We start from the raw sequence: 13,227 nt of genomic DNA on the forward strand, positions 1-13,227 counted from the left end.
CCGAACGCTCTGTTGTGTATTACAACATAGCCAGAGGGCGTATAGCAACGGGATGTGAGTTGTGCCTACTGGGGGCGAAGAGCGTGATATTCATAACAGGCGTCTGCCCCCTGAACTGCTTCTACTGCCCGGTGGGGAGAGACCGCTTTGGGAGAGACGTAATTTTTGTAAACGACGTGCCCGTCGCCGACATTAGGCAGATTCCAGAAGTGGTGGCTCAGTTTGCCTCAGACGGGGCCGCGATAACCGGCGGCGATCCAGCCGCCGTCGCCGAGAGAGTTAGAGAGGTTAGCGAGTTGTTAAAAGAGTCGTTTGGCGAAAACTTCCACATCCACATGTACACCCACATACTCAATCTAGACGGGAAGAGAGTTGGCGTAATTGCCTCAAGCAGAGTAGACGAGGTGAGAATACACGTGACGTCGAAGGCGCAGCTGGAGGGGAGGGTCAAGTACGTAAAGGCGCTGGCGGCCGCTGGAAAAGACGTAGGAGTAGAAGTCCCCGCGTTGCGCGGGCTTGAAAAACAGATAGCTGAGGCGATAAACGCGCTGGCGCCGTACATTAAGTTTGTAAACATAAACGAGCTAGACGTTTCTGAGCCAAATGTTGAAAAGCTGAGAGAGGCGGGGTACCGCGTAGAAGGGCTTAACGTCCCCGGTAGCCTACAAGCGGCTCTCAAAATCGCAGAAATGGTCAAAGACGTTCCCGTCCACATATGCAGAGGCAAGACAAAGGACTTGGTACAAATAGGCGCCAGGCTGTTCAGGCTGGCTATGACAACGGCGAAGCCAGGGGAATATGTGCAAGACGATGGCACAGTCATATACGACGAGGAGGGCCACCACCCCAGAAGCGCGAAGGCGAGAAACATCCGAGTAAAAATCAACACAGGCCCAAGAGAGCTAGAGGTGGTGTAGGTGCCTTTAAACGCCTAGATATACGTGAAAGTTGTAGTACTGGCTCTGGTCGCATCAGTCCTCGCATTCGCCGCTTCAAATTCCACAGACCCATTTGCAAAAATTGGGCAAATGGTAGACAACTTGCTAAACTCCATCGACAAGTTTCTACAAAATCTCAAAGACGTGCTCAAGGCTCACATGTCCTCAATATCCAGAACTCTCTCAGTGATCATGGGGCTAATAGGCGCAGTGCTGTACTTCTCTGGGATAAGCAAATACAGCGGGAGAAGTCTAATATTCGGCGCAATTCTACTCTACGTCTTGGCAGAGTTCATCTCTTCCTTCTAGGCTTATAAATTAGCAACATTGCACCGCCATGGAGTACATAAGACTGGGTAAAACAGACATGAAAGTCTCCAGAATTGGGCTAGGCGCGTGGCAATTCTCAGGAGACGCCTGGGGCGCAATAGACTACCAAACCGCCAAAGAGGTCGTGGCCAAGGCGTATGAGGTAGGCATAAACTTCTTCGACACAGCCGCCGTATACGGCAGAGGCAGAAGCGAGGAGTTCCTAGGCAGAGCCCTCAAAGAACTGGGCCTCAGAGGCCACGTCTACATTGCCACAAAGATACCAGGGGAGTGGCTACGCCGAGTGGACATTTTAGTTGCAGTAGAGAATCAGAGGCGTAGGCTAGGCGTAGACGCAATAGACTTAATGCAAATACACTGGCCAGCCTGTTGGCACAACACCCCAATATGCGAAACTATGAAGACGCTTGAGGAACTGGTAGACAGAGGCGCCATTAGGTACATAGGAGTGAGCAACTTCCCACTCCAACTACTTGAACACGCCAGGAAGTGTCTATCGAAAATAGACATAGCGACGTCGCAAAACCGCTACAACCTGGTAGAACGAGAGGCAGACAAAGAACTCCTCCCATACCTAAGACGCGAAGGCATAGCACTAATCGCCTGGAGCCCCCTAGCCAAAGGCGTACTCACAGGAAAGTACACCCCAGACAACTTGCCCACATTTGAAGACGTGAGAAGAAACGACCCCCTCTTCACAAGAGATAACCTGGCGAGGGTACTGCCGCTACTAGACGAGTTAAAACGCCTCTCCGCCAAATATGGAAAAACCCCAGCACAGATAGCCCTAAACTGGCTCACGCGAGACCCACTAATACTGCCAATACCAGGCGCCAAGCGGCCAGAGCAGGTCATTGAAAACGCCGGCTCAGTCGGCTGGAAATTAACAGACGACGACTGGAAGACGTTAGACAGGCTAGGCTGGGAGATCTCACAGAAGATAATATACGTCACATATTAGAAAACCGACGACGTGGCGGGCCCGGTGGGATTCGTAGGCGGCTCTGCCTGAACCCACGACCTACGGGTTAAAAGCCCGCCGCTCTAACCGGGCTGAGCTACGGGCCCCACCCGTGTCTAAACACGTGTTTAAAAAGTTTAGCGCCTTCACAGGGTCAAACCCACATGCCGAAGACGCACTGCACCCGCCGCAGACAAGGCGAGTTAAGTTTAAAAACGGTAGTTTAAGTAGGGGTCGGGGCCGGTAGTCTAGCGGAAGGATGCCCGCTTGGCGTGGTAGCCCCAGAATGCGGGAGATCCCGGGAGGGAGACCCCCGGGAATTCGAATCCCGGCCGGTCCACCATCTTTCTAGCGTACATCCGGTGGAGGAAAGCCTCCGTAGCTCTGCTACTCCACGTGTCTACCCCCCTCTTATTATCGACTTGAATCTTCTCGCATCGTCAAACATGTAGACGTTGTTGAAGAGGACGTACGCCGCCTCCCCCTCCAGCGACTTGATAATTTCTGCCAGCTTCCGTAAATCGTCGTCGGTGTACTTATAGCGGTAGTTCACCTCTCCCGGGAGTCCGTGTAGCCTAAAGTAGTAAATCCCGCCCCGCAACGGCGCCCTCTTTAGGGGATCCACTACAATGACTACCCCGAGAGACGCCACTCTCTCAATGAGCGTGGGGTCTTTGTAAGTCTCGCCACGGGGCTCCCACGCGACTTTGAACCCGGCGCCAGCCACCGAGGCAAAGAAGTCGTATATGTAGGGCTCCGGCTTTAGGCTAGGCGGCGTCTGAAACACTAAGACCTCTGGGCGGAGAGGCGCCACGGAGTCTACAAACTCGTTCCACAGCTGGAAATTCTCCTCGGTGGGCTTCAGCAGGCCGTGTCTCTCAGTGGGCTTGAACCCCTTCGTCCTTTTAAAAGTGGGGCTATCCGCCGGGTGCGTCAACCCCTGGAAGACTTTGACTGTGAAGTGGAAGCCCGGCGCCTCCTCCCTCAAGGCCTGCATCTTCCCTCTGTTTGGCATATTGTAGAACGTCTCTTGTAGCTCAGCTACATCCAGCGTTGAGTATATTTGTCGGCGCGACTTGGGAAAGCCGCATGTGCCCACTAACACCTCCACATGTCTACTACCTTTTTATTTTAAAAACGATTTGAGACGTGGAGCGCAGGTCTATATATTCCGGCGCGAGGAGTTGCTACGCCGAGAAAGAGGGCGTATACGTGGAAAGCGGCGCGATGGATCTCGCAAAGGCCGCGGCACACCTCTACTTGCACATGCTGGACCTGGAGAGGGGATACACGTATGACCACGACTGTGCCAGAGTAAAGATGACGCCCGAGCTATTTGAGGCGAGGTCAAAGTACCTCGTCAAGCTGTGCAGAGAGCAGGGGGGCAGAGACTGCGACGAAATTGAAAAACTGGTCGACTACGTGCTTAAGAACTTCGAACTCCCGCCGTGGGCGATGGAGCTCGCGAAAAAGAAACTTGTAAGAATATCGCGCCTCCTGTAGCATCAAATTTTTATACCCCAACGCCTTTGGGCAAATGGAAGAGGACAAAAGACAAGGTGTAGAAGAGCGGCTGAGAAAGTTGCCGGTAGATTACACATACGACGAAGACGAGGTAGTGGTAAAAGTCGGAAAGGGGAAGAGACTCCCGGAGGACCAGTTTAGAGACACAATTAACCAGCTAAAGAAGATGGGGTTTAAGTTTGACCCAGACACAAAGACTTGGAGAAAGAAAGTTTAAAGCTCCGCCCGTACCTCCCCCGGTTTTCCCCACCCCCTCGCCATTGCCCTAGTGTTGTAGCTAAACGCGAAGCGCCCCCTGGCGTCTACGCCTATCAAGCCCGCCGTGTCTGGCCCAAACCTCCGAGTGACGTACTCCACGGCCTTCTCCACGGCCGCGCGTATGTCGCCCGTCTGCTCAAGCAAATCTCTAGCGCGTAGAGAAAGCGTGGAGAGTATAATCACTTCGCCTACGCCAGTCGCGCTAAAGGCGCCAACGCCGTTCTCAGCCCAAAAGCCCGCCCCAGGCAGTGGGCTATCTCCCACTCTGCCTGGTAGCTTCAGCCACACGCCCCCGGTGGACGTGGCGGCGGCTAAGTTCCCATCTTTGTCTAAAGCCACGGCGCCCACAGTGTCTGCAAAATCTAGAACCCTCTTGAAATGCCACTTGCCCTGCCTGGCCTCCTCAAGAACTTGGCTAAACTGCCTATTCTTCTCCTCGCTGTAAAACTTGTAAAAGGGAGCAGTTAGGCCAAGCCTCTTCGCCAAAAGCGTGGCCCCCTCCCCCGCCAAAATGACGTGGTCTGTCAACTCCATGACGGCGCGGGCAAGCCGCACGGCGCTTTTCACCCCTTCGACGGCGGCGACCGCCCCCGCTCTGCCGGTCTTGCCGTCCATAATGCCGGCATCCATGTAGACTCGCCCGTCCAGCGCATAGACAGAGCCGTAGCCCGCGTTGAACAAGCCGCTGGCCTCCATATACTCCACGGCCGCCACTACGCCGTCCACTGCACCGCCCCTTAGCATCGCCGCAAGGCCCTCCCTCACCGCGTCCTCCAACGCCCTCTTAACCGCCTGCCTCTTTTCTTCACTTACCGCCCACCGCCCGGCCCCTCCGTGGACAACTAACGTCGTCACTAGACAACGGTAATAGACTCTTTTAAGCTATTGTTCTATCGTGATTTTGTCCTCAAGCTCTCTGGGCACGAGGAAGCCCGGCGACGTGACCCGCCTCCCCGCGACTAACACATGGCCGTGCACCACGAGCTGCCTCGCGTGGTGGATAGACTTGGCGAGGCCCATTCTAAACACCAGAGTCTGCAACCTCCTCTCCAATATGGCTCTTACGTCGAGGGAGAGTATTCTGTCCAACGGCACGTTGGGATCCTCGATGAAGCCCATCTTGTACAGCTTCTCCTTAAACGGCACCTCCAGCGGGGCCCTCTCCTCTGCGGTCATGGACAACAGGGCGCGGGCGCGCCTCACAATCCACTTAAGCCTAGCTCTAGCAAGCCAAAGCTCCTTCTTGTTCCTTAGCCCATACTCGCCCATTAGCTGAAGCTCCTCTAGCAACAGCTGCTTATTCCAAATCTTCTTAGGCTTACCAGCGAGGTACTTCTTCTTAGGCTTCTTCAAACCGCCCATGGCCCACCCCCACAGGCCCCATTTTTAAACTTACTTGCCTCCAGGCGCCGCCTTCTTCTTAGTGACGCCAGCAGTCGCGCCGAATCTGCCCGTGGTCACAGTCCTCTGGCCCCTCACCTTTAGGCCAAGAGAGTGGCGTATGCCCTTCCAACTCTTCAACTTCTTCATCAAGTCGACGTCCCTCTTAGCCGCTAGGACAAGCTCCGAGCCTATCAAGTGGAGGTCTCGCCCAGTCTCGGGGTCCTTCCTCCTGTTCAAAAACCACGCCGGGGCAAGCTCGTGGAGATTTCTCACAGCCCAGTCCAACTTGTTTATCTGATCCTCCGGGAGCAGGCCCAGCGTCGCGTGGGGGTCAATCCCAAGCTTTCTACATATGGCATAGGCAGTGGCAATTCCAATGCCCCTAATCTTGGCCAAGGCATACGCCACAGTCTTGTTCCCGTCCAAGTCCGTGTCCCCAATGCGGACAATGGCACGTATCTCTTGAGCCACGGCGCTTGCTAATCCGAGGTTTTTAAGCTTACTGCCTCCTCAGCCGCGGATTCACTATAGGCTCTAGGGCAAAGAAGATGAGCACAAACCCCACCGCGGTTATCACTATGAGTATGCCCGGGGGCAGTATCCACCACCAGGAGAAGTTCTGCAAGGCGCCGTTGTCAAAAGCCTGTTGCATAATCTGACCCCAAGTGGGTATAGAGGGATCGCCGAGGCCCAAGAAGCTCAAGCTAGCCTCAGACAGTATGGCGCCGGGGATGTTCAAAATCATTAAGGCGAAGGAGTATGGGAGAACAGGCGGCAGTATGTGTTTCCACATAATCCACCAGCTAGAGGCGCCGGCCAGCTTAGCCGCCTCCACAAACTGGCTAGTCTTAATGCTCAAAACCATGGAGCGCACTATGATCGTGGTGCCAGCCCACCCAAAGACCACCAGCACGAAAATAATGTTAAACAAGCTCCTGCCTAGCACAAATACAAAGAGAATAAGCAGGGGCAATAGAGGCAGGTTGTTCATCACGTCGGCAAACCTCTGTATAGCCTCATCTACCTTGCCTCCGACATAGCCGCTGACTATACCGAGGCCCATACCAATGACTGTGGCCAACACGGCTACCACGCCGCCTATGAAAAGCGCGACGGGGAATCCAAAGAGAAGTCCCTGCGCCAAGTCGCGTCCTAAGTAGTCTGTGCCCATTGCGCCGTAGACGGCGCCTTGGACAATAAGTCTAACATAGTCAACGCGGTCTCTAGGGTCGCCCACGAGCTCCACCTCGAAGATGTACGTGCCTTTTAGAGGCTTGAAAGACTCGGCGCTACACTTACTACTCTGGGGTATGCCGAAGATTATATACGGCAGTAAGACCGCTTCTCTTACCTCAGTCACAGTACAATTAACGCCTTGAGATCTCGCAAACTCCGCGGCTCTACGCACAACTCCGGGCTCCACAGACAGGACAATAGACCTAGGATTCTCCACAAATCTTACATACGGCGGACTTTCACCAGGACGAGGCGATGGGATGCCAGAGTCAAAGTCCATTAATACAACCTCTTGCCCGTCCGGCCTCTTTACCTTTATAGAGATTATTGGAAGAGATTCATAAAAAGTCAAATTGGCATATTTTAAAATAACGCCAGTGGGAAACTTATCAGCGTCAAAGTTATAAGAAAAGACCCACCTCTTCACATCCTCCTCCGTCGCAGTCGGCGCCCTCAGCTCCGATATATAGTGCTGAGGCAACTTCTCTGGCACAAAGTAGTTGTACCAGACAGGCGGCACAAGCTTGGGGTACTCCTCCCAATACTTAGGATTTGACCAATACCGTGTACCATAGTCCAGGGGAAATGTGGCAACTACGTAAATAGCGATGATAGAGAACAACAGTATTATAGCAAACCCAGCCACGCCAGATGCGCTTCTGAAAAACTCCCTAATCATGCCAACCTAATCCTTGGATCTACAATTACGTACAATATCTCGAGGATGAACCTAGCTACCACATAAACGAGAGTAAACACATACGTCAAGGCAAAAATCACAGGCTCGTCGAGGGCCGTAATCGCGGCGTAGTAGAGAGACCCCATGCCGGGCCAGTTAAACACACGCTCAGTAATTATGTAGCCAGAAATCGAGGCCGCCAAGCTGAGCACAAAATTTGTCAATATAGGCGGCAGAGACGGCCGCAGTATATACCGCCGCCGCACAAGCCCCTCGGGCACCCCCTTAGCCCTTGCAAAATTAACAAAATCCTCCTGCGACACGTTAAAGACTATATTCCGCGTCGTATACGCCCAACTGCCAAAAAAGACAATAAAAGAGGCCAAAAGAGGCAGAGCCAAGTGCCACAGCAAGTCTAGGAAATAGGCCACCGACTCGCTAGGCGGCGGCGTAGAGACCATGCCACCGGGAGGAAATATCTGAACCCCCCAAAGAATCTTAGGTGCATAAGCCAAGACAAAGACAAGCACTAGCCCCATGAACCACAAAGGCAGTGCATAAGAGATGGCAGACAACACAGACACAACTCTGTCGGCCCTACTTCCAATCTTTGAGCCAATGTAAATTCCCGTCCAAATACCCACGAGCGCCGTGAATACAATCCCCGTCGTCGTCAAAATTATTGTATTAGGCAAGCGGTCGAGTATTAGGTCTGAAATTTTCCTAGACCCCCATGAGGACTGCAATATCCGAGACTCCCCCAAGTCGAGGGTCAACAAGCGCCAAATCATTTGAGGCATTCTAAAATACCACGGCTGATTAATGCCAAGTTGCTCCGCCAAAGTCTTGTTGTACTCCTCGACCGCTTTCTTCACTTGCTCCAAGGGAAGTCTCTGCTGAATCAACTGTTGTTGATAGGCCCTGACTTGCTCGTCTAAAATTGACTTTAGTATCCTGTCGGAAAGACCAGTAGCCCCCATCAACACAGCTAATAGTACCAACACGCCGAGAAGGACTAGGAAGAGTGTAACCGCCTTAATAGCCAAAGTCTTGGCAAGAGAAGCCATGGGAGGTAAAAAGCCAGAATTAAAAAACTATACTGCCAGAGATATATAGGACTATCTAGTCTTTGTAGCCCCGCCCCTCCTCATCAGCGCAAATGCCGCAGCCGCAATCACCACGATAAGCCCAACCACAGCAGCTATCATGGCCTCAGTGCCGCCCGCAGTAGGCGCCGTGGTCACAGTGACTGTTGGAGAGGGCGGCGGCGCCGGTGTAGTTGTGGTTGGTGTTGTAGCTGGCGTAGTGGGCGGCGGCGTGGGTGTCGGGGTTGGGGCAGCGGCTCTTGGTACAAATACTTGGGTGGCTTCGGCGACTATGGGCACGTTTTCTGCGTATGTGAGTAGCCACAGCTGGTAAGCCCTATTAGGCGTCAACTTGGCGGTGACGTCGGCGGGCATGTTTATGGTAATGGTGTTGCCCGTGGTTGCCTCCTCCTTAGAGATGTAGAGGAATTTGCCAGTGGCTGGGTCTATGATGCCCCACTTGTAGAAAATGCGCCCAGCCCCCGCCGGCACGCTCAGAGTGACGGTGGCCATGCCGCCTTGGCCCACCGCTATGGTGGGTATACTCACTGCGCTAACCTCCACGGGGGTCGCCACGCCGAAGTAGAAGTTGCCCGGCTTATACGGGTAGGCGGGGTCTCTATAAGCCCTAAGCTCAATATACTGCTTAGCGGTGTCAATGGCGTAGAGGTAGAAGGGACCGTTAGAAATAATGAGGTGGTTGTACTTGTTAAACCAGTCAATGGCCGCCCTATACCTAGCCAACGCCTCGTCCTTAGTCAACAACACTTTGCCCCCAACTGTGAACCACTTCTCAGGATAGGCCCCGGCCGACAAGGCCTCTTGAAGCACGTCAGCCGCCGCCTTAGCGTGATCTCTCAAAATAAGCGAAAGCCACGGCACATTATACTTAGTAGCGCCAGCTCTAGACGCGGCATAGGTCTGTTTCACATACACAAGCTGGTCAACTGCGTAGTACACCTCCCACGGCATATCTGGCGTAAGAACAGCCATTGAGGCAATGTAGTTGGGGTCAAAGTGCCAGTAGTCTATGTAAACCTCAATCGCCGTGTCGTTGACAATTCTTATGCCCTTTATAAGAGACATCGACGAGTTTACGTAGGAGGCAACGCCCGACTCTCTAGCCACCTTATTTGGATCATTGGCAATATCCCAAAGGAAGGCGTATATGAACAACACATCAGCCAGCTTAATGGGCTGGCCGTGGTGCCACTTGGCGCTTGTATACTTGGCGTAGTTAAACACAACCTTAGACTTGGCCTTCTCGCCCCCAGCGCTCACCCAAGCCTTCTGCCTAGCATCCCACCTGTAGGCGTCCGCTGGTACGTCAAAGGCGCCGTCTGGACCCTTAGTCTCTACGACGTAGCTAGCTCTAAACGGCATAGGCTCGCCAGTAAACGGATGATTCCACACCGCCGGGTCGTACATCATTCTCCACCAATCAACTGAATAGACGTCGGTGAATCCGCCCTGCGGCACAGGGTTCCACGCAGATGAGGCAGTCCACACCCATAGGTGGCCTACGTTTATCACGTCGCGGCCTGGTATATACCAGTTGCGGGCGTTAAACACAGAGGCCCTAAGCCCGGCGCCGAGGTCGGCGGTAACTCCCTGCAACTTCGGCGTAGCTATATACACGTTAAGGTTTGTATTAACAAATACCCTAATAGACTCCTGTAGACACATCAGAGTGGCTTGCCTATACGTGTTCACATACTCGTCGAAAGACTTGTACAAGCCTTTGTACAATTTCTCCGTCAATTTGTCTATTGTCTCATTGGCGTAGTTGTACCACCCGGTCGTGCCCCAGCCGGGCATATAGCCGAACCAAGAGGCGCAGTACTGGGAGATAGAGCTGGTATCCCACCTATCTAAAACGGCTTTGCCCCACCCCTCTGTGTAGAAGTGCCACTGGAACTGTGCCGGGTCTGTCCCGTATATGGTTTGTATAGCTACGTCAAATGTTACATATTTTCTGTCTACTGTGAAGCCTAGTTGCTCTAGCGCTGAGGCGAAGGCATCTCCAATGTCTTTGCGCTCGTCCTCAATACGGATGAGGCCTATTATAGTCACAGGCTTGCCTTGGCAATACCACTTGCCGTCAGCACCCTTAGTGGCGCCCAGCTTAGGCATCTCTCTATCAACAATAGAGCGGGCGTAGTCGAGGTCGTAGCGTATGCCCAACTGCGAAATAATGTCGGCGACGACGGAGTACGTTGGGTCGTACCTAGACAGCCAGAGGTACATAGGCACCGCGAAGCCCTTGTAAATCTCATTGGCCACGTAATCTCTATCAATGACGTACTGCATCGCCTGCCTAATAGCTCTATTCGAGAACGGGTTAGCACACGGCGGGTTAGAAGGCGCGGGGTTTAGGATAATGTCGTTGAAGCCGGCTGCTGCCACGTAGAAGGCCACGTTGGGGTTGCCTTTAAGGGCCGCCGCCTGCGATGCCCTCATGCCGAAGATGTAAACGTCTATGTCGCCTGCAATTACTGCAGGGCCGGCTTGAGCCAGTGGGACAGACTTGCCCACAATTCTCTCGGCAGCTGGGCCTGGGTTTGTATGCGGAGGCGTGTACTGCGCGAGGAGCACTGTTGCTAGTAGTATTGTTGCCAATAGGATAGACCTCTTCATAGAGTCTTAGTTCTCTAGATTTTTTAAATTTTCCTCAAGCTTTACACGTATAAAGAGAGTTACACCAACAAGTAAGACGAGGGCCCCCACGATGAGAAAAATAAGAGCTATAAAAATAAACAACGGGTCTATACACCGCTGATATCCGCACTGAGACTGCGCATAAGACTGTTGAAACGCTATTAAAAAAGAGAGTGCGAGAAGCAAAAAACCTGATATTAACAACAGCCTTGCCCTACTTCCGCCTGGCTGCTGCAATGGCGCCGACAAGGCCTGCCACAACGCCTATCCCCATCACCACGTAGCTCATCGGATCCACCACGGGCTGAATAACTTGCTGTGTCTGAGTCACAGTTCTTGTGACAAAGGAAGTCTCGGTAATAGTCAAGGTGGCGGTCTTGGTTGCAGTTACTGGCAGGATTCTGTTAACTGTGGTAGTTGTAACTGCGAGCGGGAAGTTGCCCCAAGCAAGTGTGGTGGAGGGTAGCGTTGCTGAGGAATTACGTGTAAATGTGGCAAGCGGAGTGTTGGGGCCCAGTACGTCTAACACTCTGGGTACTGTCCCAGCGAGCACTGAGGAGGCGTTGGCTGCGCCGACGCCCACGGCCCACTCCTGCGCCATGGGTCCAAAGGGCCTAATGCGGCCGGGGCCATATCCGTCGTACGACGTGACTAACACGTAGTAGCGCCAGCTGGGCTGTGGGAAGTCGCTCATGAGCCTAGTGGTGGGGGGTATGGCGCTTCTTGGGACAACGGCCACTATGGTGTTTCCACTGGCGTATACCCGTTGCAACGGAGCCACGGATATCGTGCCCCCAGTCACGTCGGCCACGGCCACGTAGTTGACAGTTTCATTGCCCCACTTAGGCCCTATGAATATGGCCACGTCCCAAGGCGCGTCGTTTGAGAACTTCACGCCTGGGGTGTACTTAAACTGTGTCAAATTGGCGGGGTCTGGGCAGAAGAACCTAGTGGCTTCGTCGAAAAACGCGTTGCCGGCGGCCACGTCGCCGTCGTCGGGCCTCAAGATGGTGCAAGAGACAGTGCCCCACGGGTTGCCCGGGAACCCTCTGTGGATATATATCTGTATATATTGTACAGAGAAGCCGGTCTCAGTGCCCCACGGGTTGTCTCCCAAGTCGGCGAAAGTCAGCCTAAAGACCAGCGCGTCTGCCGTGGCGTTGTACAAAACTTCGAACCTTGTGAGATCAAACACTGTGCCGTTCTTGAACACGGGGTTTTGAGGCGGAAGGAACCAGCCTGGGCCTTTGTAGTCGCCAGTGGGGTCTGTGGCCGATTGTACAACAAATACGCCCTGGGCATATAACAACACAGCCGACAGCACCACTAGGAGAAGTGGCAACTTCTTGCTCATAAATTTCAGATATTTGAGGATATTTATAGATTGCCACGGCTTTTACTAAGGCGTCAAATTTACGCAACTCACACGCTTCTACGTGGGCGTGTCAAACCCAGCGCCGCCCCCAGTTTAGCTCAATGAGAAAAATAGCCGAAAAAGTTCCCTGCTGTCAAAACTGCTGTAAAACTGAATTTGGCGCATTTTTGGTGTAAGAATTGGTGGGCCCGCCGGGATTTGAATTCCCGGGTCGGCTCGTGGCGCCGTCCTCCCGGGATCACCCGCGTTCCGAGTGTCCTCGTCAGGCGGGCATCCTACCGCTAGACTACGGGCCCCTTGAGGTGTGTTTCCCCGGTTTTAAAAGGTTTTGTGGCACAAGGGTTTTTAACTAGTGGCGTTTCGCCTTTGGTGTTTGAGGTGTTGTCTGTGCGGTTTTTGGTGAAGGGGCGCGGCTTCTCTTGTCTCACCTCTATCGGCGATTTTCACGTGGTGGTGACCGAGCGGGGCGCCGTGTATGCGATGAAGTGTGGCGAGGGAGATCGGTGCGTAGACTGCGTCGAGTTTTCTCTCGACGACGGGGTGTCGGTTTTTATCCCCCGCCTCTTCTACCACTGCCTGGCCTGCCTCCTCGCTGAGTTCTACAACGCCGGCCTCTTCAACTTGTCTGTCGGCGGGGTCGTTGTGGCGCAGAGGGGGGCCTATTACGTCCCTGCAATGGCCAAGGAGAGGGATAGCCCAGATAGGCTTGTGAAAAGGGCCCGCGGCATTTTTGAGAGCCGCGTTTTGAGGCTTTTGGCAGAGGCCCTCGGGCCATGTTGCATGTGGGGGATGTAGAAACT

General features: G+C 53.6%; 14 protein-coding genes and 3 tRNA genes. 7 read left to right on the top strand and 10 right to left on the bottom strand.

From position 1 onward, the window contains the following. Positions 1-14: 14 nt before the first annotated feature. From PCAL_RS05125 to PCAL_RS05135, 3 genes are read left to right on the top strand one after another with little or no spacing between them, the layout of a single operon-like run. Positions 15-917, top strand: coding sequence for a radical SAM protein (locus tag PCAL_RS05125; RefSeq protein WP_011849647.1), 903 nt, complete (start codon positions 15-17; stop codon positions 915-917). Positions 918-941: 24 nt separating this feature from the next. Further along, on the top strand, positions 942-1,247 hold the full coding sequence (locus PCAL_RS05130) for a hypothetical protein (RefSeq protein WP_011849648.1): 306 nt from the start codon (positions 942-944) through the stop codon (positions 1,245-1,247). A 28-nt stretch (positions 1,248-1,275) separates the two neighbouring features. Further along, on the top strand, positions 1,276-2,229 hold the full coding sequence (locus tag PCAL_RS05135) for an aldo/keto reductase (protein ID WP_011849649.1): 954 nt from the start codon (positions 1,276-1,278) through the stop codon (positions 2,227-2,229). Between the two features lie 13 nt (positions 2,230-2,242). Here the strand turns inward: PCAL_RS05135 and PCAL_RS05140 are convergent. Continuing rightward, positions 2,243-2,336 (bottom strand) — tRNA-Lys (locus PCAL_RS05140). A 130-nt stretch (positions 2,337-2,466) separates the two neighbouring features. Here PCAL_RS05140 and PCAL_RS05145 point away from each other — a divergent pair. After that, positions 2,467-2,572 (top strand) — tRNA-Ala (locus PCAL_RS05145). Between the two features lie 57 nt (positions 2,573-2,629). Here the strand turns inward: PCAL_RS05145 and PCAL_RS05150 are convergent. After that, positions 2,630-3,340, bottom strand: a complete 711-nt coding sequence (locus PCAL_RS05150; protein ID WP_011849650.1) for a DUF72 domain-containing protein — start codon at positions 3,338-3,340, stop codon at positions 2,630-2,632. 38 nt (positions 3,341-3,378) lie between these two features. Between PCAL_RS05150 and PCAL_RS05155 the strand changes: the two genes are divergently transcribed. Both PCAL_RS05155 and PCAL_RS05160 read left to right on the top strand, forming a co-directional pair. Next, a complete protein-coding gene (locus PCAL_RS05155; RefSeq protein WP_011849651.1) occupies positions 3,379-3,732 on the top strand; it encodes a hypothetical protein in 354 nt (117 codons plus the stop codon). A gap of 34 nt (positions 3,733-3,766) precedes the next feature. Beyond that, on the top strand, positions 3,767-3,970 hold the full coding sequence (locus tag PCAL_RS05160) for a hypothetical protein (RefSeq protein WP_011849652.1): 204 nt from the start codon (positions 3,767-3,769) through the stop codon (positions 3,968-3,970). Here the strand turns inward: PCAL_RS05160 and PCAL_RS05165 are convergent. The 8 genes from PCAL_RS05165 to PCAL_RS05200 all read right to left on the bottom strand — a co-directional run bounded on the left by PCAL_RS05165 (position 3,967) and on the right by PCAL_RS05200 (position 12,723). Further along, positions 3,967-4,866: an isoaspartyl peptidase/L-asparaginase gene (locus PCAL_RS05165; RefSeq protein WP_011849653.1), complete on the bottom strand. Its 900-nt coding sequence runs from the start codon at positions 4,864-4,866 to the stop codon at positions 3,967-3,969. The genes PCAL_RS05160 and PCAL_RS05165 overlap by 4 nt on opposite strands. A gap of 27 nt (positions 4,867-4,893) precedes the next feature. Continuing rightward, a complete protein-coding gene (locus PCAL_RS05170; protein WP_011849654.1) occupies positions 4,894-5,373 on the bottom strand; it encodes a 30S ribosomal protein S4 in 480 nt (159 codons plus the stop codon). A gap of 30 nt (positions 5,374-5,403) precedes the next feature. After that, on the bottom strand, positions 5,404-5,865 hold the full coding sequence (locus PCAL_RS05175; RefSeq protein WP_011849655.1) for a 30S ribosomal protein S13: 462 nt from the start codon (positions 5,863-5,865) through the stop codon (positions 5,404-5,406). Between the two features lie 28 nt (positions 5,866-5,893). Beyond that, complete coding sequence (locus tag PCAL_RS05180) at positions 5,894-7,309, bottom strand: ABC transporter permease (protein WP_011849656.1); 1,416 nt, start codon at positions 7,307-7,309, stop codon at positions 5,894-5,896. After that, positions 7,306-8,376, bottom strand: a complete 1,071-nt coding sequence (locus PCAL_RS05185) for an ABC transporter permease (protein WP_011849657.1) — start codon at positions 8,374-8,376, stop codon at positions 7,306-7,308. The genes PCAL_RS05180 and PCAL_RS05185 overlap by 4 nt, the downstream gene beginning before the upstream one ends. Positions 8,377-8,427: 51 nt before the next feature. Continuing rightward, complete coding sequence (locus PCAL_RS05190) at positions 8,428-11,031, bottom strand: ABC transporter substrate-binding protein (RefSeq protein ID WP_011849658.1); 2,604 nt, start codon at positions 11,029-11,031, stop codon at positions 8,428-8,430. A 235-nt stretch (positions 11,032-11,266) separates the two neighbouring features. Next, a complete protein-coding gene (locus PCAL_RS05195; RefSeq protein WP_011849659.1) occupies positions 11,267-12,406 on the bottom strand; it encodes a glucodextranase DOMON-like domain-containing protein in 1,140 nt (379 codons plus the stop codon). 201 nt (positions 12,407-12,607) lie between these two features. Continuing rightward, positions 12,608-12,723: transfer RNA gene (locus tag PCAL_RS05200), tRNA-Val, on the bottom strand. A 73-nt stretch (positions 12,724-12,796) separates the two neighbouring features. On the opposite strand from PCAL_RS05200, the gene PCAL_RS05205 reads away from it, so the two are divergent. Then, positions 12,797-13,222 (top strand): hypothetical protein, encoded by a 426-nt coding sequence (locus tag PCAL_RS05205; protein WP_011849660.1) that lies wholly within the window; start codon positions 12,797-12,799, stop codon positions 13,220-13,222. Positions 13,223-13,227 lie beyond the last annotated feature (5 nt).

Source organism: Pyrobaculum calidifontis JCM 11548 (assembly GCF_000015805.1).
GTDB lineage: Archaea > Thermoproteota > Thermoprotei > Thermoproteales > Thermoproteaceae > Pyrobaculum > Pyrobaculum calidifontis.

What these genes read in the sequence shown, in the direction of transcription:
- PCAL_RS05135 (WP_011849649.1), top strand. Translation starts at nt 1,276, where the DNA reads ATGGAGTACATAAGACTGGGTAAAACAGACATGAAAGTCTCCAGAATT.
- PCAL_RS05160 (WP_011849652.1), top strand. Translation starts at nt 3,767, where the DNA reads ATGGAAGAGGACAAAAGACAAGGTGTAGAAGAGCGGCTGAGAAAGTTG.
- PCAL_RS05170 (WP_011849654.1), bottom strand. Translation starts at nt 5,373, where the DNA reads ATGGGCGGTTTGAAGAAGCCTAAGAAGAAGTACCTCGCTGGTAAGCCT.
- PCAL_RS05180 (WP_011849656.1), bottom strand. Translation starts at nt 7,309, where the DNA reads ATGATTAGGGAGTTTTTCAGAAGCGCATCTGGCGTGGCTGGGTTTGCT.
- PCAL_RS05185 (WP_011849657.1), bottom strand. Translation starts at nt 8,376, where the DNA reads ATGGCTTCTCTTGCCAAGACTTTGGCTATTAAGGCGGTTACACTCTTC.
- PCAL_RS05190 (WP_011849658.1), bottom strand. Translation starts at nt 11,031, where the DNA reads ATGAAGAGGTCTATCCTATTGGCAACAATACTACTAGCAACAGTGCTC.
- PCAL_RS05195 (WP_011849659.1), bottom strand. Translation starts at nt 12,406, where the DNA reads ATGAGCAAGAAGTTGCCACTTCTCCTAGTGGTGCTGTCGGCTGTGTTG.